Source organism: Paenibacillus sp. FSL H8-0175 (assembly GCF_045040615.1).
Classification (GTDB): domain Bacteria; phylum Bacillota; class Bacilli; order Paenibacillales; family Paenibacillaceae; genus Paenibacillus_AQ; species Paenibacillus_AQ odorifer.
This window is the reverse complement of the sequence record NZ_CP150299.1, coordinates 4,530,025-4,552,601: the sequence shown is the minus strand read 5'-3', so window position 1 is coordinate 4,552,601 and position 22,577 is coordinate 4,530,025. Positions and strand designations below refer to the sequence as shown.

The window sequence follows — 22,577 nt, the reverse complement described above, 5'->3', positions numbered from 1 at the left end:
GAGGTGAAGGCATGGATGTTGTTCGATTGGTGAAAAAAGCTAAAAAGGGAAATAAAGAAGTTTTGCTGCAATTAATCATGTATGAAAAAGATATTTTTTATAGGCTTGCGTACAGCTATATGGGAAATGCGCATGATGCTATGGATGCCATGGAGGAAATGATAGTTACGTTATACGAGAAGATTGATCAACTTAAGAAAGAGGAGTCTTTTTACAGCTGGAGTAAGACGATTTTGGTAAATGGCTGTAAAAGGCAACTTCATAAGCGAAGCAAGCTGGTGTTATTAGAGGACTGGAACATCACTGACGAGAAGGAAAAAGCCGATGTTACATCAGGCGATCCTTATCATAAAAGTGAACAGCAAATGGATATGCAGGCGTTATTGTTACATGTGAACGAGCAGCAAAGAGAAGCAATTCAATTGAAGTATTTTCATGATCTCGATTATCAAACGATAGCTGAGATCACACAGGTCTCGATCGGAACTGTTAAATCAAGGATCTACAATGGATTACAAACGCTGAAAAATCATTACAGAGGTGATGTTGATGAACAATAACGTCGAACAACGATTAGTGGATGAGAAGAGGAACTTAGAGTCCATAACTGCACCTGAGGGTTTAGAAATGAGATTAAGAAATGCTTTAGACTCGGCACCTCCAAAAAGAATAAAAAGAAAAAGCTCGCCCCTCTGGAAGATTGCAGCCGTCATTATATTAGTGATAGTAGTTTCTGGAAACAGCTATAATGCCTTCGCTTATTATGGAAAAAAGTTATTTGGTTTTGATGAGGTGTTAGAGGGAACTTTACAACAACTCAATGAACAAGGAATGGGACAAAGCATAGACAAAAAGACGACGTTAGCAGATGGAACAGAACTTACGATTAACGGAATTATGGCAGATGCCAATCAATTTATTGTATATTACACGTTAAACAATCCTAAGGGACTAGAGGAGACGGGAGATCATTTTAGTCCTTCAAAAATAGAAGGGTTTCTCACGAATTCCAACATAAGAAGTGGCGTATCTTTAATCAACGACGAACATACAGAAATAAAAGGCACGATGACATTTGATAGCGTAAGCCCATTCTCGAAAAAACTGACACTTCATTACTGGGGACCTCCACAGAAAGGGCAGATGAGTGAAGGGAGCATAACGTTTTCTTATAATCCAAATCAAGCGATGGTGACTCAGATCAAACAGTCGATTAATAAAAAGGTCAAAGCCGACAAAGGATCAATTACCTTCAAGTCGATCACGGCCACACCCACCATGACTGTGATTAAAGGGAGTATGAATGTCGAGAATTTCGATCGAATAAGATTAGGGTTAGAAGGCATTCAATTAATTGCCAATGGAAAGCCTGTAGAAATATTAGGTAGTAGCAATAAAACCTCGCTGGGTGGGAGATCATTTGATATTCGTTATGACACCTTGCCAAAAGAACTGCATTCATTGCAGCTGGTTGTTAAAGAGTTTGTTGGATATCAGAAACTGGAAGAAAAGTATCCTCTAAATGCTGATAGTAATGAGCCGATTCTACTGGGGGATAAAGAATTATGGATTAAGGATGTGACCAAGACCGCTCAAGGGATTGAAGTAACTATTGCTACAGATGAGGATGTAATGCTGGATGGTGTGTCTATAGAAAATGCTAACGAAAACACGGCTTTAAAAACAACAATTAATCAAAAAGAGTCAAAACAAACAAACGGTAAACTCATGAAGGAACGCACCTTATTATTTGATACACAAACGAAACCTGAAAGTATTCTGATAGAAGGAATACATTATATGAAGGAATATAACAAGGTCATTGAGATTCCTGTGGATTAAAAAGAAGTGCCATATCCATAATTTATGAAATATAGTAAGCTATAATAGTCTGAGAAAGTGAGGGGGTTATGGAAAATATAGGTGCTTATAAGGTGAGTCGTCCGTCGTTAATGTCGCTTCTGTTTTCTATGATTTTTTCAAGTGGCATACTATTGTTAAATACCAGAAATAATACGGAGTTTAAAGTATTACTTTATTTTGGTTATATATGGTCGACCTTCTGTCTGATTGTTGTAATCATATTGTTCTATAGGATCATTACGATTAGAAAGTTCATTGAGGTTCGGATTCTTCCGGACTCTATAATAGTAGAAAACAAAGAAATTCAAGCGAATCAAATTGATAATATTTATGTAAAGGGCTATTTCATACCCGTAATAGGCATTAAACCTGTAGATCACAAATTTCCTCCCTATAGATTATGTTTTAGTTTTCTTGACGAAGAATACAAGGGAATGAAAGAACTAACCGCATGGGCCGAAAGTAATCAGATTAAACTATCTAAAAAAAGATTTATGAGATGGCTTTAACCGGGCTCTTACCAGTCCACCATACCGCGCTATATGCGCATTGCGGAAAGGATGGGTGTCCCAAAAGCCGAAAATGGCTGCTGGGGCACCTCATTTTTTTTGCTCCATCATCGTCCCCCAAACGTCGCTCGTTTCCTCCATCCGCGAATCCTGAAACTTCGTTTGCTTCCTCCATCATCAAGAACCCTCTACTTTTGTCACCTCCGCTATCCCCCAAAAAAAACTACACTTTCTTCGATCACATTTGCACACCCGTAAGCATCTATCGGACTCAGATGACCCTTAGACGCGTCATATCCCACTTTTGGAATTCTAACGGACCGCATAGTCGCTATTGGCCTGAAAAACACCCCGAAAGCAGCCTTTTCAGGGGAATAACTGCACCGGAGTCCGAAACCTTGCTCCAAAGCCGAAATATTCGCAAATAACGTCATCTGGGTCCGAAAGTAGCCATCTTCCATCATCGAGTCCCCAAGCCACACTTTCTTCGATCACGTTTGCGCGCCCGGAAGCATCTAACGGACTCAGATGACCCTTAGACGCGCCATATCTCACTTTTGGAATCCTAACGGACCGTATAGCCGTTATTAGCCTGAAAAACACCCCGAAAGATGACGTTTCGAAGGAATAACTGCACTGGAGTCCGAAACCTTGCTCCAAAGCCGAAATATTCGCAAATAACGTCATCTGGGTCCGAAAGTAACCGTCATCCATCATCGAATCCCCAAACCACGCTCGCTTCCTTTTGGAGTTCTGACTGCCGTATAGAGACTGATTACCCCAATACGCTAATAGGTAGAATGAATGGTAAATCCTTAGTTTTTTTGTTGCAAATACAACAATTATGTTATACTATTTTCCTGTCACATCTGCATAACACCATATAATTAGAGCTCAAAATAAGAGTTTATTTGTAAATTGATATTTTAAAAGGAGAAAACAATATGGCTATCAATATAAAAAAGTGCACGTTCGAAGATCTAGGTTCACTTCAAGGAATTAGTGTTGAAACATTTAATGAGACATTTAGTAATCAAAATTCACCTGAAAATATGAAGGCCTACCTGGATAGAGCATTTAACTTAAAACAATTAGAAAAAGAATTGTCGGATAGCTCATCAGAATTCTATTTTATTTATTTTAATGAAGAAATCGCTGGGTATTTAAAGGTTAACACCGAAGATGCTCAATCTGAAGTAATGGGTAATGATTCACTTGAAGTCGAGAGGATCTATATTAGAAAAAAATTTCATAAACAGGGGCTTGGGAAATATCTAATAAATAAAGCTATAGAAATAGCGGTACAATGTAATAAAGAGAAGATTTGGTTAGGGGTTTGGGAAAAAAATAAAAACGCTATTAGCTTTTATGAAAAAATGAAGTTTGTTCATACAGGAACTCATTCTTTTTATATGGGTGAAGAAGAACAAATAGATTTTATTATGACAAAACAACTATAACATTTGTCTAAAATGATGTTAACTAAGAGGATCGATAGGAGGCTTAGAATGAAGCAACTTTATATAAAACAAAAGGTATTCAGTCTAAGTGGTAAATTCACGGTAAAGAATCAGCAGGAGCAAGATGTCTATTACGTAGAGGGCAGTTTTATGCAAATTCCCAAGACATTCTCCATTATGAATACAACAAGAGATGAAGTCGCACTTATTACGAAAAAAGTGTTCAGTTTTTTACCGAAGTTTTTTGTAGAAGTAGATGGTCGAGAGGTATTGACGATTAAGAAGGAGTTTTCTTTCTTTAAAGCACGTTATACGATTGATGCGGCTGACATTGAGGTACATGGTAACTGGTGGGACATGGATTTTCAGGTTTTACAGCATGGTGTAGTCATCGGTAAAGTGAACAAGGAATGGTTCACTTGGGGGGATAGCTATAAGGTTCAAATATTGAAGGATGAGATGGAGACGCTCATGATTGCGTTCGTTGTCGCTATTGATTGTGTGAAGGCTGACCAGGCATCTACATCACATCAGTGAAGATTCAATATTAAAGTTAAAAACTTAGTAAGGTGATGTGGACGGAATAAATTCAGCAGGTAAAGCTGAGTGTAATTGGTCAGTTTATCTATGATGCGCTGAACGTACCATAAGTAGAGCAAGTTAGGTTTCCGATAGGCCTATGTTAGATCTTATTGTTGATTTTCATTTTTTGAAAAAACGTCTATTGCGCCCAAACGCTCTCTCCGCGAATGCATATGATGATTATGCCTACTCATTGAAAGGAGCGATCACATATGGGATTTTTTCCAACACCGGGAGCCGGCGGAGGATTTCCAGGATTCCCAAGCGGACCAGGCGGACCAGGCGGACCTGGCGTGCCAGGAGGACCTGGAGGACCAGGGGGACCAGGGTTTCCGGGTGGAACCCCCGGACAATTTCCGGGGGGTGCACCGGGAGGCGTTCAAGCGCCGACGGCTCCTCCACCGCAATTCGTGCCACAAATGTCGTCTACCACATTTGCCATTGATCCCGGCGGGATCAGACGCTGCCTGTTCCGCAACACATACATTTGGCTGAACAACGGCGAGCAATTCTGGTTCTTTCCGGTATTCGTCGGACGTAATTCTATTGCAGGGTTCAGATGGAATGGTTTTTTCTGGTCGTACTTTGGCATTGATTTGAATCGGATTAGCTCGTTCACGTGCTTCTAAGGCAGACAGCGATAGAGAACAGCCAGCAGGCTGTTCTCTATCGCTGTGCAAATTATCGTGTCCCCGGAGTTTTGAATTACGCAAAAGATACATAGTGAAGAATCGTTTCCACTGACGCTAACGTTAATGCTGGATCAAAAAAGGGACTGCTCTGCGAAGGATAGCCTTAAAGCTTGCCGTTACAGACAGCGCGTTGAGCCATCTCATTAATCACGGTAATGCGGAGGGATGGGCACGTTGGTGATCCATTGTGTTATGAATTCAATTAGTTTTTTTGCCGCTGGAGAGGCATTTTTAATGGAGGCGGCTGCAATACCAATAGAACGATAATACTCGCCTTCCAATGGGCGATAACATACATTGTCGGGGAGATGTGACAAAATCATTTCTGGGAGAATACTTAACCCTAAACCATTTTGTACCATGGCGATTATGGCATGATCATCTTCTAATTCATATTTGATCGTGGGTGTGAGTTTATTTTGCGAGAAAATTCGCTTTACATCGGTGTCACAACCCGCAATGGGCATGATAAAAGGTTCATTAATCAATTGCTCAAGGCGGATATTTGATTGGCGCTCGAGAGGATGATTCTGCCACATAATGCAGACCATCCTATCTTTTTGAAGAGGGACCACATGAAAAGCATCTCGAGTAGGCAGATTAACAAATCCCAAGTCAGCGGTTCCATCGGCAATCCATTCTTCTATTTCAGAGTAGTTACCATCAAGTAGTTTTATTTCAATATGTGGAAACTGATTTTGAAATTGTTTAATGATTTGGGGCATCCATTGGATCGATACACTAGAGAAAGTACCTATTTTCACAGTGCCGATTTCGACACCCTTTAATGCAGCTACTTCTTGATTGAGTTTTTCATTAAGTTGGAGGATTTCTCTGATATGTGGGATTAAACGTTCGCCATCGTTGGTTAACCGGATACCCGATCTGTTTCTTATGAGAAGACACAGTCCGAATTCAGCTTCTAAGCTAGAAAGCGCATGACTGATGGCTGATTGTGTTAAATTTAATATCTCTCCTGTTTTGGTAATGCTGCCGATCTCAACTACCTTACTGAAAATTTGATATTTTAAAAGATTCATAATGATTTCTCTCCTCAATAATGTATGAAAAAAATTCATTAAACTAACAATTAATATTCATTATTTTTATCTTAATTATAATAGTATAATCTGTTTTATATAAAAACATCTACGATTAAAGGGGAGTTTGAGCGGAATGGTTCATGAATCAAACGGATCTTATTATGCAGTCATATTTTCAAGTCAACGTACGGAGGGGGATAACGGGTATAACCTTATGGCTGAAAAAATGGAGCAGCTTGCGTCCGGGCAACCTGGGTTTTTAGGAGTGGAAAGTGTCAGGGATTCTTCAGGAGCGGGTATTACGATTTCTTATTGGGAGAGCTTGGAGGCGATTAGTAACTGGAAACAGCATCAATCTCACAAAGTTGCTCAGGAGAAAGGTAAGAAAGAATGGTACCAAAATTACAAAGTGAAAATTTGTAAAGTTGAAAGAGAGTATTCTTGAGTGGTAAAATATTACTGCAAAGTAATTGGGAAACAATCCATTGAAGCGTACAACAACAATCATTTTATTTCAAAAGGATGCGAAGAAACTTATCCGAGAAAATAGAAGAGTCCGTTACTAATTAGATAAAATATAGATATGGGATGGTTTTTAGATGAACTATCAAATTAAAAGGGCGACCCTTGAAGAAAAAGAAATCCTCAACAACCTAATGCAATTTTATATGTATGATTTCTCCGAGTATATGGATTTGCACCTTGAAGAAAACGGAAAATTTAATGATTATCCTCTCAACGATTACTGGACAGAAGAATCGAATTTCCCATATCTGTTAACTCTGAATGGGAAAAATGCTGGATTCGTTTTAGTCAAAATAAAAAATAGAGATGATGATTTATACTTTTCCATTGCAGAGTTTTTTATTATAAAAAAGTATCGGAGAGTAGGATTAGGTAGACTAGTTGCAAAAGATATTTTAATATACATAAGGGGCAATGGGAAGTTTACCAAATAGATAATAACGAGCCCGCACAACGCTTTTGGAAAAAGGTGATAGAGGAATACACTGGCGGAAAATTCACTGAACGAATTGAAGCAGGGAGAAAGACACAGGTGTTTGTTAATCGAGTTGAATCTTAAGCTAGGGTACAATAGATCAATAAAAAGCGGCAGTCGAGGACTTTATTTTCTAGTCCAGGGTTGCCGTTGTTTTTTTAGGATCTCCAGAAGTGATGTTATAGGCCAGTTGTCCGGGTATTTTTGAGTAGTACAAAATCACTTCTAATGTTAAAATTACCCAAAAAGTATTTTAGGAGGCTAAGACGGGAATTATGCTAAATATACAGCAGATTGTAGAACTTATTCCTCATCGGTATCCGTTTATTTTAGTGGACAGAATTATAGAGCTGGAGGAGAACAAAAGAGCAGTAGGTATTAAAAATGTATCCATTAATGAACCGTTTTTTAGCGGCCATTTTCCTGAGCATCCTGTTATGCCGGGTGTTTTAATTGTGGAGGCATTAGCCCAGGTAGGCGGAATCACAATGTGCAAAAACGAGAAGCTGATGGGCAAGATAGGGTTATTAGTTGGCATTGATAATGCCCGTTTTAAGCGCCAAGTAACGCCTGGGGATCAGCTTCTTCTTGAATTCGAAGTCAATCGGATGAAAGGTGAAATTGTAAAAGGCAAAGGCACCGCAACAGTAAATAGTGAGCTTGTATGTGAAGCTGAGATTTCTTTTGCATTTGTGCAAAAAGGAGGTTCAAAATGAAAAGGATGCCGTTTGTACGACCAACCGAACATTACGATCTGCAAATTAAGGATATTGACGAGCAAATATGTGCATTGATCAAGCAACGAAAGGAAATCTCGAATAATAATCCAGGATTCCCACCGTTTGAATCTATCTCTAAATGGGCAGAAAATTATGAGCTCTATGAGGATTTTTTGAAAGCGGTATTTGGGATGTTGCTAAGTGAAGATCATTTTAAACCGATGGTTGAGCCAATTGATTTTAGAAAACATATTGCAGTTCTTAAATCAATTGAGAAAGATGGATTTTTTTATACACTGACCTCTATACGCCAATATAGTAATGCTAGTGTGGTCACCCTTAATATAGATTGGGACATGACAACTGAGCTTCCAACAAATTCTCATAACCATAGCTTTTTCGAGCTGTTTATAGGAGAAGAATATGATAGTCGAATGATGAATGGCGGAAGTTCAACCGGACAAGCTTCTTATAATTACGTAATTTCTCCACCGCTTTCTGACGATCCTTCAGGTGTTATATTAGAGTTCAGGGAACATGGTAAACCCTTCAAGAACAATGAGACAGGAAATCAAATTGTTTTTAGGCTGTAGTACTTATTTCTTCTCCGGAAAATATTGCTTATAGCTGTCTCCATTGCTATTATCAAAAGTGGAGATCCGAGCGAAGTTAGTTTGACTCCGCTCTATATCACAGTTAACGGATTTTTAGTGAAATAAAAACTGGCCATCCTGAGGGGATGGCTGTTTTCTGTGAAAGACAACTTAATGATTCATTTCCGAATGCGTTCCTTCCTCAGGAGATTTGCCTTCTGGTGGGATCCAAACGATTTGATGAATATTATTGTCTGCTACTAAATAGGTATAAGCCCAGCCCGCTTCATTTTTAAATCTAACCGTTAAATGATAAGGATTATATTGTCTGCCTTCTGGCCGGCTAATCTCCCACTCTTGATAAGGGTATTTTTTCTCCAGATATTGATTAAGTTGTTCTGTTTTTTTAGAAACTTGAAACTCAATCCAAACGGGACGAATCGCAAAGGATAAAAGCAAAAGTAATGTTAATATAGAGGCTACGATTAAACCGAGTTTTCTAATCCTCGTAGGTGAAACTAATACTATAACAAAAATGACAAGGACAAACCCAACCGACGTTACAATTTCGATTACGGTTATGGGATGCAATGAAATCCTCTCCTTCTCTCAGATACAGAAAGGTGGCAGCTCTAGATTTATGCGCCCTTAAAAACTACGAAGGTACAGTTTACAATTTAGATATTCAGGAATACGAAAATTGATGACCCCACACAGACTTCACATGTCTGTATTTTTTTGCTAATTGTGGTTCTATAGTATGATTTTTTGGGATTATTTGAAAAATGGTTGAGAAATACATAGTGTATAGTCAATACTGTGACTTATAATGTTAGCTTAGGTAATGATCTAAAACTCTTAATATAACCTTGAATATATTCATTTACGCAGTAAAAGGCTGAAAGGAAGTCATCTCTTGTTTGAAACCCTACTTTTAAATTTTTTGTTTTTGCTTTTTCCAGTATTAACATTTCTAATATTCTTTGAGAATCGGGCCTATTCCTACAATAGATTGATTCTCGTTTTTATGTCTGCAGTGACCATGAGTCTCTGTATTGCAAAACCTATCAGACTTGAAATTGGCTATATTTTTGATTTAAGGTACATTCCGTTTATTATTGTGGCACTGTTTGGAGGATATAGGAACGTTCTTCCTCTATATATTATTTTGAATGCTTACAGATTCTATGTGGGTGGAGGTGGAGTATTTTATTCGTTTCTATTTGCGACAGCGATTCTGATTTTGGTGCCGTTATATAAAAATAGATTTTTAAAATTACCATCGAAGGGCCGTGTGATTGCGGCAAGTCTGATTGCTTTGCTAATTATGGGGGTTTATCTGTTAATTTTAGGTTTTGTTCAGGATTCCTTAGACAGGCAATTTTGGATTCTTTCATTAAATGCGTTGACAACTCATGTTGGGGTGATGAGTGTCATTATGATTTTGATTGAGAAAATTATCTCCAATATTAAAAATCGGGAACGGATTGTCCAATCGGAAAGATTAAATGTCGTCAGCGAGCTAGCGGCAAGTGTATCCCATGAGATCAGAAATCCACTTACAGTGACTAGTGGTTTTTTGCAGCTATTAAATAAATCTAAAACGATGACGCCAGAGGAAAAGGGCTTTGTAGAGTTATCTCTACAAGAGCTACAGCGAGCAGAAAAAATTGTAAGTGATTATCTCTCCTTTGCCAAGCCACAATCTGAAAACATGGTTTACTCCAATATGAAGGCAGAGTCAGAATATACTAAAAATATCATAATGCCTTATGCCACTATGCACAAAGTAGATGTTCAATTTAGTTTTAATAATTCGTTAAATAAAAACTATGACCGGAACCAGATTCAGCAGTGTCTTATTAATTTATATAAAAACGGTATAGAAGCGATGAAGGAAACCGATGGCGGTACGCTATTTATCGATATATTTGAAAAAAAACAAAATATTATGATCAGTATCAAAGATAACGGAGTCGGCATGACTAAAGATGAAATATCGCGACTCGGTAAGCCGTATTATTCGACTAAAGCAGAAGGAACGGGGCTGGGTATGCTTATGGTCTACAGTACCGTCGATAAAGTGAAAGGAACTATTGAAGTCGATAGTGAAAAAGGCAAAGGGACAACGTTCCTTATAACTATCCCAACATAGGCAAGTTGCAGAGAGTATCTTTTGCTGTTTATACCCCACTAGGAGTGTGTAATACCTCTCATGAATGGATTTCGTGTAAAAAGGGTAACGAGCCTGTGCGAGTCCCATCTGGAGGTGCAGCAATGGAGATATTTGTATCTATAGGCGTCAAATTGGTCATCAGCTTTTTTGGTTTGTGGATCATTACCTTTATTACCGGCCGCAAGACGCTTAGTCAATTGACACCACTCGATTTTCTGTCTTCATTGATTTTAAGTGAAATTGTCGGCAATACGATATATGATGATGAGGTGAAGATCTGGCATCTGCTGTTTGCTCTTTTTATTTGGACCGCATTATCTTATCTGTTCGAAAAGGTGACCACCCATTTTGTGAAATTCGGGAACATGGCGGAAGGCCGGACAGTGCTGCTAATTGACGATGGCAAAGTGAATCAGGATTTGTTGGAGAAATACGATATTGAGTATACCCAACTGCTGTTCATGCTGAGGCAACAAAATATCTTCTCCCTAAGTGAAGTACGGTATGCTCTGCTTGAAACGAACGGCTCTCTATCGGTTATGCGCAAGTCTGAAGCTGAGCAGTCTTCTGCTTTTTCCATAACAGTTATTGATAAAGGCAGGGTACTGGAAGAGTCCATGCGGGGCAGATCGATGAACAAGGAGCAGATTCAGGAACGCGTCAGAGAGTCTGGTTATAATTGCATTGAGGATATTGCCTATGCTGAATATAAAGAAGACGGAACGCTCTATATCCTTCCCAAAAACAAACCATAAATCAACATGATGAGACGCTGGAGCCGGGAGGCTCAAGTGTCTTTATTTGAAATCAGGAGTGCCCAGTGGATAATAAATTTTAATGGAGGTATGGATGATTAGTTTAGGATTATGGATCTTAACCGCTCTAATTGTGCTAGTTGTTGTAATGTTTCACGCAGGAGCATTATTAGATTTTATCCGGCCTAGTGTGCTACAAACTCAACTTTTTGGTCTTCACATTACATTGTTTGGAGTAGTTGTGATATTAGCCTATGAGGGTGGTCACGGGATAGGCGTTTTTATTGGATTAATTGGACTGTTTACGGGGATCTTGGGCTCTTTTAGAGATTCCTCTAAACCGAAGGATAAAAAGAATATCTGACAGCTTATATATTTACTAACTTTCGGAGGGGTATAACTTTATGGAGATTTCTTTATGTAAAGCAGACGCGAGCGACGCAGAGTTTATTCATGAAATGCAAGTCAAAGCCTTTATGCCATTGCTGGAGAAATATAAAGATTATGAAACCAGCCCAGCCAATGAATCTGTGGAACAAATCAGGGATCGAATTAATCAGTCTTTTGCAGATTATTATATGATTAAGTATTTTGATATTGCTGTGGGCGGTGTCCGCATCGTTAAAAAAGATAATAAAGCTTATCGGGTCAGCATCATCTTTATATTGCCAGAACACCATGGAAAGGGGATTGCCCAGCAGGTTTTTGCAATCATTGAACAGAGATATAAAGATGCAAAGAAATGGGAGTTGGATAGCATTATACAAGAGCAAAGGAATTGCTACTTATATGAGAAGTTAGGGTATAGAACCACGGGGGAAACCAAAAAAATAAATGACAACTTAACATTAGTTTTTTATGAAAAACATATGAGTTAAAATCGTAGGATTATACTTGAAAAAAAGACAGCGGGCAGTTCATGTCCACTGTCTTTTTAACAGACAAATCAATACACTCGAATACGCTTCACAAATAACGATAAAATCAATCCTATAGCTGCAATTGCTGCGATAAATAAGTAAGCATGTGTAATTCCAGCGGTTAATATTTCAGGCTGTGCAGCGGTTGGATGTGTGTTTGCGAATTGTGTTTGTCCGCTTGACATTAGCGTAACAGCGAACGTTGTACCAAGAGCACCTGCAATTTGCTGAAGTGTACTCATAACAGCAGCCCCATCCGGATAGTATTTCACGGGTAATTGATTTAACCCATTGGTTTGAGCGGGCATAATGACCATAGCTAATCCGATAAACATTGCGCAGTGTATTAAAATAAAGGTTAGGCTACTGGTTTCAGTAGAGTTTCTTGTAAATAGAAAACCAGCAATGGTTGCGATAAAAAATCCAAGCGGCAGCAATAATTTCGGACCGTATTTATCGAATACTCTACCCGTAACTGGAGCCATAGCCCCGTTGATAACACTGCCTGGAAGAAGTAGAGTACCAGCCATTGTGGCCGATAACAATAAACCTCCTTTTAAATATAAAGGTAATAAAATTGCAGAAGATAAAATGATCATCATTCCTAAAAAGAGCATTATAAGACCTATCGTAAACATGGGATATTTAAATACCCGTAAATTCAGCATTGGGGTTTCCAATTTAAATTGCCGTAATACAAACAAGATTAAGCTGATGAAACCAACAATAAGAGGCAGCAAAACAATGATTTCACTCAAAGAATGATCAGCAAAGTTACTAAAACCAAAGACGATTCCACCAAATCCAAGAGTAGAAAGCAAGATGGATAAAATATCAATTTTAGGTTTTGTGATGTTGGCTACATTTTTGATGAATGTTAATCCGAAACCTAATGTAAATAACAATAAAGGTAAGCTTATCCAAAAGATATACTCCCAGCCCAAATGATCTACAATTAAACCAGATAGAGTAGGTCCAAGGGCCGGTGCACACATAATAACGAGTCCCATCATTCCCATGACAGTTCCGCGTTTATGTGCAGGGAAAATAATAAGAATAATATTGGTCATTAATGGAAGCAATAAGCCTGTCCCTAAGGCTTGCACTAATCGTGCAATTAATAATGAGGTGAAATTGGGCGAGAGGGCAGCAATTAATGTGCCGACGATAGATAATAGTAAAGAAGCTGTGAATAATTGTCTAGTGGTAAACCATTGCATTAATAGGGCGGATATTGGAACGAGGATTCCTAATACAAGTAAATATCCTGTGGTTAGCCACTGAACCGTTGAGGCGTTGATTGAAAATTCATCCATTAAATTTGTAAAAGCCATGTTTAAGGCGGTTTCACTGAATAGCCCGACGAATGCACCTAGCATAAGCGAGAAGGACATAAGAGCGGGACGTTTAACTTGAACAGTTGATGTTGATTCCATGATAATGATGAACCTCTTTTCAGAATTTTGATTCGGATTATTTTTGCATGATAGATGATATATCAACTATAAGGGAGAGAGAAATGCTTTAAGCATCTCTTACATTATCCTGCACACGAGTTAGCAAAGTCTTAAGTGTTGAATAATCCGCAGGAGATAGTCCTGTTGCGATAACTTCGTTTAATTTAATAGTCACCTCATTTATTGTAGACTCTAATTTTCTGCCTTCGTCTGTGACAAAAACATTTACTGAACGACGATCCTGCGTACTTGTTATTTTGCGTATATAACCTTTGCTCTCTAAGCTGGCGATCATTCGGGCAACACTGGCTTTGTCCTTCCCGAGTTTATTAGCAATCTCATTCTGAGATAAACCTTCTTTCTCAAGCAACAAAGCCATAAGTAAATGTTGTTCAGGCGCAAGTCGAACAGGGGCAAGCAATTTTGTTAAATAATTTGCTATTTCTAAATGCAAATCTCGAATGACCAAACCTAAAGGTTCTCTTGAATCCATATGATCTCTCCTAATTGAAGAATAGATGATATATCAACGTTATTGATTTGTCTATATTAGCATAAAGTTATGTATGCTTGTCAAGTTAAAGAAAATGAATTGAATCATAGACTTAGATACAAGCGGCAAAGTTGTTTAATGCCCAATCACTTGATGATACATAGTCATATGCTGTTGTGAAATTTGAAAAAATTAATTAGGGAGGGATTTAAATGGGGTATAACTGTGTTGGGGGCGTTCAAGAACAAAAAAAGGCTCCAGTTTGTATTAATCCTTGGACATCAACGGGTACGATTCTTGTGCTTTACATTCTTCTCGTCATTATCCTTAAAACTTGTTGGATCTAGAATTCATGTAAATTGATGCCCCAAAGTTTTTTTCTTCGGGGCGTTTCTTTGTTTTCTTTAGTTAGATAATAGACACGTTAAGGATTCAGGATAGACTTAACGGGAATAATCGGGTTGTGTCATAGAAATAGGCTGAGGATTGGCAAGTACCCATTGCACCGCCAGCTCGCATAATCTGGCTGGTTGCTCATTGCCAGCGATGTTGCGGAACCGTTTGGCGAGTGATGTTGCCTCTTGAAGAAGGACGGGCTCTAAAGGCGTTCCCGTGCTAAAATGCCGTATCAGTGCATCCAGCATTTTACGGTAATCGGCATCCCAGTTTCCTCCGCCATTATTAAGGATTTCATGAGACACCCGCCCTGTGATGCGGATAACCTCACCCTGCACCGTTGTCGCGTGTCCTGAAGCAGGGACGAGAAAATCCCACAGCTCTTGGTGCTGTGCGGGCCATGCGGTTGCCGTTACCTCGATAGGAGAGATTCCATCATGTCTCTGCAGTTTCGCTATAGGCTCGACATCAAATTGCCGGTACAGCTCCAGGAGAGCATTTGCAGTTTCATCCAGTCGATCTTTATTGTAATTTGTTCTGACGAATTCAAAATCCTTGCCGATACGCCGCACGGATTCCTTCATCTCCGGCGTGATTACTGCTCCTGCATCCAGCATAATTCGCGAGATTTCTGCCATGTGAACTATATCGATATTCCGGCATTGTAATAATCCTTTGGCGAGAGGTGTGTTTTTCCGGTTATTTTCTGCATGGACATTTGCGCCGCGTACCACCAGATCCCGCACTACTTTTGTTTTGTAAGAAGCAGCTGCTGAGTGCAGCGGTGTCTCATTCTGGTAATCCAGAGCTTCCATATCTGCACCTAGTTCAAGGAGTAAGGGGACATTTCCGGACCAGGTTGCAGCCTGAGCATGAAGAGGGGTACGCTTATAGTTGTCGGCAGCGTTGATGTCAGCACCCTGCTCCACAAGCCAGGAAACCATCTCATCCGGTATTTGCCGGAAGCTGAGGGCGGTACCTTTGCTGTAACCCCCACGGGCATCCCATTCGCATAGCTCAAATACCTCTTTTAAGGCAGATATATCATTCGTTTTAACCAGCTCGGCAAAATTGGCGGGTAATGTTTTTTTCTTTTTGCCCATCTCATTTTTCCGCTCCTTTATTAATAGATAAATAGCAGATAACTTCTTGCAAGTTTATCATATAGTAGAATTGAACACTAATTCATGCAGGACGAAAAGGTTGAAGATATAAACGTAACTTTATTGGAAAAGAGTGGGATATCGTTTATATGGCGTTCCCGAAATCATAGACTATTAGAAAATGAAAACATTAAGCTTGTGTCTTGGAAATATATTCGAGATTTACGAAGGGCATCGAAATTACGCTAACACAAGGCAGTCAGACAAAGCGATCGACTCTGCTTTTGTTGTTTTTTAAGTTCGTTCATTTCTAATTTTTCTGAACTCCTTAGGAGTTATGTTTAAGTGTTTTTTAAAAGACTGGATAAAGTGATTTGCGTTATTGAAACCAACTCGCTGTGCGATTTCAGTTATCGTGTAGTCAGTTGCTATTAACAAATCACAGCTTTTATTAATGCGATATTTAATTAAGTAGAAATACGGAGTCATATGGATACTTTTCTTAAAACCTCGAGTGCACTCCGATACACTTAGATGTGCTGTATCTGCTATTTCCTTCAATGTCAAATTATTAGAATAGTTTTTGTGAATAAAACTAAGCATTAATTGTAGTCTCTCTTGCTGGAGTCTGTTATATTTAGACGATTCCTCAGAGGATAGAGAAAAATTTGATATAAGGATTAACCATAACTGGACTGTTTTGATAGAAACTTCGTACTCCCATCCCCATTTTTTTTTCGATTCAAATTCTTTTTTCATAGCCCAAAGAATTTGTAGGATTTGATTATGCCAGTCCTTATCTCCTTTGATTTCTAAACTTAACAAGAATGAATTGGTATACGGAAGTACATACTTTTTTTCCATTGCACTATCAGAATAAAAAGCAAGTAACTTCTCTGGGAAGTTAAAACTAACATATTCACCCTCTTGGTTAAGGTATGTAACAATATGAAGTACGCTCTTATTAATAAAGATGGCCTGACCTGCTTCTAAATCATAATTGATTCCGTTGACTTGTATGGTTAGTTTCCCTTTGGTCACTAAAGTAATTTGTAGTTCTTGGTGCCAATGTAGATCGTTAACCCCTCTGCCATTAGGAATAGATTCATAATTGGTATGAGTGTACATGATGTATGGAAATGCATCATTAGGAAATTGAATGGCTTCGTGTAATTGCTTTTTCAAAGTGCTTATTCTCCTTATTTGACGATATTTCAATATAAATTAAAGATATAGTTGCACAATATTGATCTTGGCGGTGATATTATTATATCCAGCCTAGACTTATCATACAATTCTGTGCACAGGGATTGTCACACATTTTGGAGGAACTATGGCTAGTTCAAATAAACCGCCTATACTATTGCATCCGTTTATTCTGTTATTTATCAGTATTTTGTCCGTTTCTATCTCTTCAATCATGATTAAACTTTCAGATACACCTACTTCAGTGGCCGGGATGTATAGATTGTTTATTTCTGTAATCATCATGCTCTGTTTTACATCTGGGAAAATGGCTCGTTCTACTGAGATGAATAAAAAAGATTGGGTCATCGTTATTTTATCCGGCCTATTTCTAGGGTTACACTTTTTATTCTGGATGGAATCATTGGTCTATACTTCAGTTGCAAGCTCCATGGTGATCTTATCGTTACAGCCGCTATTTGTTATGATGGGGTCTTACTTTTTATTCAAAGAACATGTTAACCTGCTAAGCGTTTTTTGCCTGATTGTTGCTCTTTTAGGTTCGATTGTTATTGCATGGGGAGACATATGGGTTTCGAAAGATGCATTAATTGGCGATGGTTTATCGTTAATTGGCACATTCTTTGCTTCAGTCTATCTGTTGGCCGGGCAAAAAGTAAGCGGCAAAATCAATGCAAGTATATACAGCATTTTCGTTTTTTTTATTGGTGGTACTGTTATGCTCGTGTACAATTTGATAAATAATGTCTCATTAATTAATTATGCTTCATCAGATTGGATTTATTTTTTGCTTCTTGCAATAATTCCAACTATTTTTGGTCAATACATCTTTAACCTTTTGTTAAAGTCGATTGGAGCAACTACTGTCTCGGTTGGGATTATTGGTGAGCCTGTTCTTGCTATAGTCCTTGCATATCTATTATTAGGGGAAACTATATCATTATTCCAGTTTTTAGGTGGCATAATAACCTTACTCGGTATGGGAATGTATTTTTGGTCGAAATCTTTAAAGTACAACATTCAAAATAAGTGAATGAGTAGTTGGAAAATGTTTTAGCTAAATAGGGGGATGGCAAATGGTAACTATTGATGATTTTTTAAAACTTGATGTTCGTGTTGGAACAATTATTAAAGCGGAGTTTTTTGCAAAAGCAAAAATACCTGCGATTAAACTCCAAATTGATTTTGGACCAGATATCGGAAGCAAAACATCAAGTGCACAGATTACTAAACGATATAAGGCCGAAGAGATTGTAGGGCAACAAATCATTGGGGTAGTTAACTTTCCTGCTCGAAATATTGCGGGTTTCCAATCAGAAGTATTAGTTCTTGGAGGAATACCGGATAAAGGGGATGTGGTTCTCTTGAAGCCAGATATTAAATTACCTAATGGGACACCTATTGGGTAATATAGGGTAATTGTAGTATACAAAAATTGATAGTAATCGGAGAGAAGACAATGGAAGAATTAACAAGCTTAGCATCTGAAAGTATTGAGGCAAGTAAAACGGCGCTAGTCGTGATCGACTTGCAGCAGGGAATTGTCCACAGTCCAAAGCAGGGGCCGCATACAAGTGCTCAGGTGGTTGAGAATGCCAGCAAATTAGCCCAATCCTTTACGGAGAAAGGAGGATTTGTTGTTCTGGTGAGGGTGTCATGGCTAGATGGGCAAGATATGCTTAAACCTAAAACTGATTTGAAAATGAATTCCGTGACCTATCCAGAAGGTTGGGACGACATCGTACCAGAATTAGCGAATATCAAAAATGCACATCTGATTACCAAACGGCAGTGGGGGGCATTTTTCGGTACAGATCTTGATTTGCAGTTACGACGCCGCGGAATAGACACGATCGTATTATGTGGTATTTCTACCTCGATTGGTGTGGATACTACTGCTAGAGAAGCTTATCAGCTTGGTTATCATCAAGTTTTTGTAGAAGATGCTATGACCGCGATGGCTAAAGAAGAGCATGATTATGTATGCAAAACTATCTTCCCTCGCATAGGTAAGATCCGGTCGAGCGATGAAGTAATATCCATGTTGAAATAATATAAAAAAACCTCATGCTCTCTCTGTGATCTCAGAGATTGTCATGAGGTTTTTTAATTGAAGTTATGTCTTACATAAAGATGAGGAGAAGTATCCCAGCTAAGAAGCAGTAATAAGAGAAATACTTCAAATTACCTTTAGCCATAATCCCCATAAACCAACGCATGGAGAAATAAGTGACGATAAGTGTAGTAATAAATGCAATCAAGTATGGAATGGCTAGCTGCGAGCGGTTAGGATCGTGGGCAATATCAGATGCGCCCATAACAAGTCCGCCCAAACTGACAGGAATATAAAGCATAAAAGAAAAGCGTAAGGCAGTTTCTTGCTTCATTCCCACAGCGATGGAAGAGATGACAGTTGCACCAGAGCGGCTTATCCCAGGAATAAGGGCGACTGCTTGGGCAAGTCCGACTATAACTGCATCCTTCGCTTTTAAGTCACCATCTTGTTTACGTCCGCGAAGGTTACGGATCAACCATAAAGCTACCCCTGTAACCAGCAAGGCGATGGATACGGTATGAACCGACGAGAAGATATCCTCAATCTGATCCTTGAAGAGTAAGGCAACAATTACCGCAGGCAAGGTACCGATGATGATGTACAAAGAGAAGAGGAAATCCGACTTATATTCCTCTTTGCGGGTCAGAATAAATTGAACGAATCCAGTGATCAATCTTCCGATATCTTTGCGGAAAATAAAACAAATCGCAATTAGTGAAGCCGTATTTGTTAAGATTTCAAATGATAGCCCATTTTGTTTTAAGCCTAGCAATTTCTGTGCGATGATCAAATGGCCGCTCGAAGAGACGGGGATTGGCTCAGTTGCCCCTTGAACAAACCCTAGAAACAAGTATTTAAGCCACAGTATAATATCTTCCATTTTACCTCCCAGTATTTTTGTAATCTTTTCAATCATATCGTATTCAATAAAGAAATGACAATAGAACCATCGTGCCATATTCAATTGAACGAGTTATACTAATTCGTAAGACTATTAAATGAGGTGGAACTATTTGTAGTACAGTACTAAAAATTCAGCAGCATGATATTCCAAGAGCAGCCAGTGTTCTGGCCGAAGCATTTGCCAAAAATGATCCGTTATATCAGCATATCTTGCCTGATGAATCAACCCGATTACGCGTGTTGAATATTTTTTTTCATCGTTACATTGAGATGTTGTATCCATATTCGGATTTACTAACGACTTCTACTAACTTTGAAGCAGTGGCTTTAGTGTTCCATTCGGAGCGTCAGACAGGGACAGTGATTTCGAACGTCAGGTATATGAAACAGATTGTCTTTGCGATAATTAAGTCATTACCGATTTGCCGAATCATTGGGGTGCGAGGATTTATACGTGGTTTATCTATTTTGCGTAGTATGAGTTCCTTGTGGTTATCAATGTTTGGGGATCAGAAGTATAAACATTTGGATATGCTTGCAGTGCAGGATCAATATCGAGGTCAAGGATATGTATCAAAAATCATGACACCGCTACTCGCGGAATGTCGTATGAGCAATACGTTATGTACGTTAGAGACACAGACACCGAGCAATTTGCCCATTTATGAGCATTATCAGTTCCGTACGGTTAAGGTCATTCCTCTACCTAATAGCACACTTGAGCAGTATTGTATGGCGTTTACGCCAGGAGTTGCCGAGTAGTTAATAAAAAAGGGCGGTCCCATTCAGCCATTTCATGGTTTTTGGGGCAGTCTTTTTTTTGCGGAGTCTATAAGGGTTAATGAAGTTTCAACAGAAAAATCAGGGAATTTCTCCCTGTAATTCTGCGATCTTTTGTCATCCGGCTAGAATCAATTATTTTGTTTAACAAAAATAGCATAACCTTTGTAGGATTGTTATAATAGAAACATATATTCCCGTGCTTCAGAACCCTATACAGGATGTATAGGGGTTTTATTTCTTTTAGTGAGGGTGATCGAGAACAAGTATGGGGTTGTCCGTACAGGGAAAAGAGGATCGGAGAGTTCCGCAGGAAATTTTAAATTATGAAGTGATGGCGAGGTTAGCAGAAAGATGAATTGGTCGGATTTTGGCGAACGAAACAAACGATTGAATCCCCTGTGGAATTTGGGGGCTGGCATGAACCTTGGCGAAATCCAACCTTACAAAGAAATGGTATCTTTAAGCGTTCTGCTGCAAGTCTATTATCTGGAGCTAGAATCGAATGAGAGAAGATCCAAAGAGGATATTATTGAGCTTACTTGGACTGCGCTGGAACGTTTTAATATCGCCAATCTTGGGACTACCGAATCCGTAGAGCGTCTCGTGGACGGTTTATTGTGGAGCGGGAATGGTGGGGATTTCGAATCCTTTTTCTATGATGATGTGACCCGGCAAATGTCCGTGCAGAAATATAAGTATTTCACAGTGGACGAGGATGCGACTCGCAGCAGTTGGGAAGAGAACGGCAGAACCATCTATCGTCTCTCTGAATATGCAATGGAGCTCATTTTTATGAGCCATGAGATTATTGATGAATTTCAGATCAGCATCAAACTGCTCGAGATTCAAATGCATATTAAGCATGGGCGCGTAACTCGGGCTCTTCAGGATGTTAATGAACTGATCTCCCGTGTCCGTAAGATGACTCAGCAACAGCAAGAATACCGCAATGCGTTACGCCGCAATCCGAAGCATATTTTTAGTGAATTCGGAGTGGCTCGGCATCAGCGACTCGAAGAGATTCATCATCAGTTCGAGGAGGAACGCAAACATTTTGACAGTATTCACCGTTCTCTGGCCCGGCTGGCCAATGATGAGAAAGACGTGATCGACTTCAATGAGATCCGTATTCTCTCTGAACGAGTCGAGCTTTCTAGGCGTGTACACGATGAGCTGGCTGAGGTAGTGTTGAATATTTTTGAGATGGAGACCAATTTAAGATTGAACTTCCCTGAATTATTCTGGGGAGCAGCCGGGTTTAACTTTCGTACTCACGTATGGGAGGAATGGGTGAAAGAAGAGGGTCTGCCAAGCGGTGACAGTCTTGAACTGCTGCTCAGCGGATTATTCGCTCCGAATCAGGACTTCGTTTATCCGCTTCCTTGGGCTTGGGAGGAACAAGAGGTAGGGTTTATCCCCGACTTAGTGATGGATGATTTCGAAGATGAGGTGGACACAGAGCCTGTTCAATATATTCCTAAAGGTATTCCATGGGCAAGAGTAGTGGAGCTGTGGAAGCCGGTTTTTGCTGCCTTGGCTGAGCATGGAAGCTTTACCTTTACTGCAGACGCTTTTTCCGCCGAAGAACTGACAGGGTGGGCAAACACACCGGATGCTGTTGATCTGTGGGTGCAGTTTTTTCATACAGATATTTTAGTGCAGGAACAGGCACCAGAAGGTGGTAGCGGCGTTTCTGATGAATGCCAACAGCTAATCCAATATGTACTTGCAGAAGATCTTCTGTTGGAGAGTTTACGCGGCAAAACGCTGCGGACGAGCATTGCTCCAGAACCAGCCTCAGGGGTACGGTGTTCTGGTCTGGATATGAGTCCATATATGATTACGATCGTGGAGAGGTGAGAAGTTAC

The 22,577-nt window shown here is 39.3% G+C and carries 26 protein-coding genes; 19 read left to right on the top strand and 7 right to left on the bottom strand.

Annotated features, from left to right (window positions below):
• Positions 1-11: 11 nt before the first annotated feature.
• From MHH46_RS20300 to MHH46_RS20280, 5 genes are all read left to right on the top strand, one after another.
• Entirely contained in the window at positions 12-560 is a 549-nt protein-coding gene (locus tag MHH46_RS20300) for a sigma-70 family RNA polymerase sigma factor (RefSeq protein ID WP_076127357.1), read from the top strand.
• Positions 550-1,842: a DUF4179 domain-containing protein gene (locus MHH46_RS20295; RefSeq protein WP_076190606.1), complete on the top strand. Its 1,293-nt coding sequence runs from the start codon at positions 550-552 to the stop codon at positions 1,840-1,842. Before MHH46_RS20300 ends, MHH46_RS20295 begins: the two co-directional genes overlap by 11 nt.
• Before the next feature lie 1,474 nt (positions 1,843-3,316).
• Positions 3,317-3,832 carry a GNAT family N-acetyltransferase gene (locus MHH46_RS20290; protein ID WP_076183033.1) on the top strand — a complete coding sequence of 172 codons (516 nt, stop codon included), beginning with the start codon at positions 3,317-3,319 and terminating at the stop codon, positions 3,830-3,832.
• 48 nt (positions 3,833-3,880) lie between these two features.
• On the top strand, positions 3,881-4,369 hold the full coding sequence (locus MHH46_RS20285; protein ID WP_076183031.1) for an LURP-one-related/scramblase family protein: 489 nt from the start codon (positions 3,881-3,883) through the stop codon (positions 4,367-4,369).
• 257 nt (positions 4,370-4,626) lie between these two features.
• Positions 4,627-5,043: a transporter gene (locus MHH46_RS20280; RefSeq protein WP_076183029.1), complete on the top strand. Its 417-nt coding sequence runs from the start codon at positions 4,627-4,629 to the stop codon at positions 5,041-5,043.
• A gap of 206 nt (positions 5,044-5,249) precedes the next feature.
• On the opposite strand, the gene MHH46_RS20275 is transcribed toward MHH46_RS20280, so the two are convergent.
• Positions 5,250-6,146 carry a LysR family transcriptional regulator gene (locus tag MHH46_RS20275; RefSeq protein ID WP_076190615.1) on the bottom strand — a complete coding sequence of 299 codons (897 nt, stop codon included), beginning with the start codon at positions 6,144-6,146 and terminating at the stop codon, positions 5,250-5,252.
• A gap of 136 nt (positions 6,147-6,282) precedes the next feature.
• Between MHH46_RS20275 and MHH46_RS20270 the strand changes: the two genes are divergently transcribed.
• From MHH46_RS20270 to MHH46_RS20255, 4 genes are all read left to right on the top strand, one after another.
• Positions 6,283-6,594 (top strand): antibiotic biosynthesis monooxygenase, encoded by a 312-nt coding sequence (locus MHH46_RS20270; RefSeq protein ID WP_076190617.1) that lies wholly within the window; start codon positions 6,283-6,285, stop codon positions 6,592-6,594.
• 154 nt (positions 6,595-6,748) lie between these two features.
• Entirely contained in the window at positions 6,749-7,108 is a 360-nt protein-coding gene (locus MHH46_RS20265) for a GNAT family N-acetyltransferase (RefSeq protein ID WP_256717177.1), read from the top strand.
• 316 nt (positions 7,109-7,424) lie between these two features.
• Positions 7,425-7,865: a 3-hydroxyacyl-ACP dehydratase FabZ gene (gene fabZ, locus MHH46_RS20260; RefSeq protein ID WP_076127337.1), complete on the top strand. Its 441-nt coding sequence runs from the start codon at positions 7,425-7,427 to the stop codon at positions 7,863-7,865.
• A complete protein-coding gene (locus tag MHH46_RS20255; RefSeq protein ID WP_076190619.1) occupies positions 7,862-8,461 on the top strand; it encodes a chorismate mutase in 600 nt (199 codons plus the stop codon). The genes fabZ and MHH46_RS20255 overlap by 4 nt, the downstream gene beginning before the upstream one ends.
• Before the next feature lie 171 nt (positions 8,462-8,632).
• Here MHH46_RS20255 and MHH46_RS20250 read toward each other — a convergent pair whose 3' ends face one another.
• On the bottom strand, positions 8,633-9,052 hold the full coding sequence (locus MHH46_RS20250; RefSeq protein ID WP_076127333.1) for a hypothetical protein: 420 nt from the start codon (positions 9,050-9,052) through the stop codon (positions 8,633-8,635).
• A gap of 436 nt (positions 9,053-9,488) precedes the next feature.
• On the opposite strand from MHH46_RS20250, the gene MHH46_RS20245 reads away from it, so the two are divergent.
• The 4 genes from MHH46_RS20245 (at position 9,489) to MHH46_RS20230 (ending at position 12,270) form a co-directional block, all read left to right on the top strand.
• Complete coding sequence (locus tag MHH46_RS20245; protein ID WP_256720976.1) at positions 9,489-10,616, top strand: ATP-binding protein; 1,128 nt, start codon at positions 9,489-9,491, stop codon at positions 10,614-10,616.
• A 122-nt stretch (positions 10,617-10,738) separates the two neighbouring features.
• A complete protein-coding gene (locus MHH46_RS20240; RefSeq protein WP_076190621.1) occupies positions 10,739-11,392 on the top strand; it encodes a DUF421 domain-containing protein in 654 nt (217 codons plus the stop codon).
• A 94-nt stretch (positions 11,393-11,486) separates the two neighbouring features.
• A complete protein-coding gene (locus MHH46_RS20235; protein ID WP_076127327.1) occupies positions 11,487-11,756 on the top strand; it encodes a hypothetical protein in 270 nt (89 codons plus the stop codon).
• Positions 11,757-11,796: 40 nt separating this feature from the next.
• Positions 11,797-12,270 (top strand): GNAT family N-acetyltransferase, encoded by a 474-nt coding sequence (locus tag MHH46_RS20230; RefSeq protein ID WP_076190624.1) that lies wholly within the window; start codon positions 11,797-11,799, stop codon positions 12,268-12,270.
• Positions 12,271-12,338: 68 nt separating this feature from the next.
• On the opposite strand, the gene MHH46_RS20225 is transcribed toward MHH46_RS20230, so the two are convergent.
• Both MHH46_RS20225 and MHH46_RS20220 read right to left on the bottom strand, forming a co-directional pair.
• Positions 12,339-13,754: an MDR family MFS transporter gene (locus MHH46_RS20225; protein ID WP_143762722.1), complete on the bottom strand. Its 1,416-nt coding sequence runs from the start codon at positions 13,752-13,754 to the stop codon at positions 12,339-12,341.
• Between the two features lie 82 nt (positions 13,755-13,836).
• Positions 13,837-14,262 carry a MarR family winged helix-turn-helix transcriptional regulator gene (locus MHH46_RS20220; RefSeq protein WP_076190629.1) on the bottom strand — a complete coding sequence of 142 codons (426 nt, stop codon included), beginning with the start codon at positions 14,260-14,262 and terminating at the stop codon, positions 13,837-13,839.
• 266 nt (positions 14,263-14,528) lie between these two features.
• Here MHH46_RS20220 and MHH46_RS20215 point away from each other — a divergent pair, with 266 nt between their 5' ends.
• Entirely contained in the window at positions 14,529-14,609 is an 81-nt protein-coding gene (locus tag MHH46_RS20215; RefSeq protein ID WP_232061537.1) for a YjcZ family sporulation protein, read from the top strand.
• A gap of 96 nt (positions 14,610-14,705) precedes the next feature.
• Here MHH46_RS20215 and MHH46_RS20210 read toward each other — a convergent pair whose 3' ends face one another.
• Positions 14,706-15,761 (bottom strand): ankyrin repeat domain-containing protein, encoded by a 1,056-nt coding sequence (locus MHH46_RS20210; protein WP_076190631.1) that lies wholly within the window; start codon positions 15,759-15,761, stop codon positions 14,706-14,708.
• Between the two features lie 294 nt (positions 15,762-16,055).
• Positions 16,056-16,946, bottom strand: a complete 891-nt coding sequence (locus MHH46_RS20205) for an AraC family transcriptional regulator (protein WP_076190634.1) — start codon at positions 16,944-16,946, stop codon at positions 16,056-16,058.
• Between the two features lie 148 nt (positions 16,947-17,094).
• Between MHH46_RS20205 and MHH46_RS20200 the strand changes: the two genes are divergently transcribed.
• The 3 genes from MHH46_RS20200 to MHH46_RS20190 are packed head-to-tail and all read left to right on the top strand — an operon-like array spanning position 17,095 to position 19,020.
• Entirely contained in the window at positions 17,095-18,000 is a 906-nt protein-coding gene (locus MHH46_RS20200; RefSeq protein ID WP_076190636.1) for a DMT family transporter, read from the top strand.
• Between the two features lie 43 nt (positions 18,001-18,043).
• A complete protein-coding gene (csaA, locus tag MHH46_RS20195; RefSeq protein WP_076134367.1) occupies positions 18,044-18,376 on the top strand; it encodes a chaperone CsaA in 333 nt (110 codons plus the stop codon).
• Positions 18,377-18,426: 50 nt separating this feature from the next.
• Complete coding sequence (locus tag MHH46_RS20190; protein ID WP_076127313.1) at positions 18,427-19,020, top strand: hydrolase; 594 nt, start codon at positions 18,427-18,429, stop codon at positions 19,018-19,020.
• A 70-nt stretch (positions 19,021-19,090) separates the two neighbouring features.
• On the opposite strand, the gene MHH46_RS20185 is transcribed toward MHH46_RS20190, so the two are convergent.
• Positions 19,091-19,903, bottom strand: a complete 813-nt coding sequence (locus MHH46_RS20185; RefSeq protein WP_036688882.1) for an undecaprenyl-diphosphate phosphatase — start codon at positions 19,901-19,903, stop codon at positions 19,091-19,093.
• 293 nt (positions 19,904-20,196) lie between these two features.
• Here MHH46_RS20185 and MHH46_RS20180 point away from each other — a divergent pair, with 293 nt between their 5' ends.
• Positions 20,197-20,688 carry a GNAT family N-acetyltransferase gene (locus MHH46_RS20180; RefSeq protein ID WP_081387124.1) on the top strand — a complete coding sequence of 164 codons (492 nt, stop codon included), beginning with the start codon at positions 20,197-20,199 and terminating at the stop codon, positions 20,686-20,688.
• Positions 20,689-21,060: 372 nt separating this feature from the next.
• Positions 21,061-22,569, top strand: coding sequence for a hypothetical protein (locus MHH46_RS20175; protein WP_143762720.1), 1,509 nt, complete (start codon positions 21,061-21,063; stop codon positions 22,567-22,569).
• Positions 22,570-22,577: the final 8 nt, after the last annotated feature.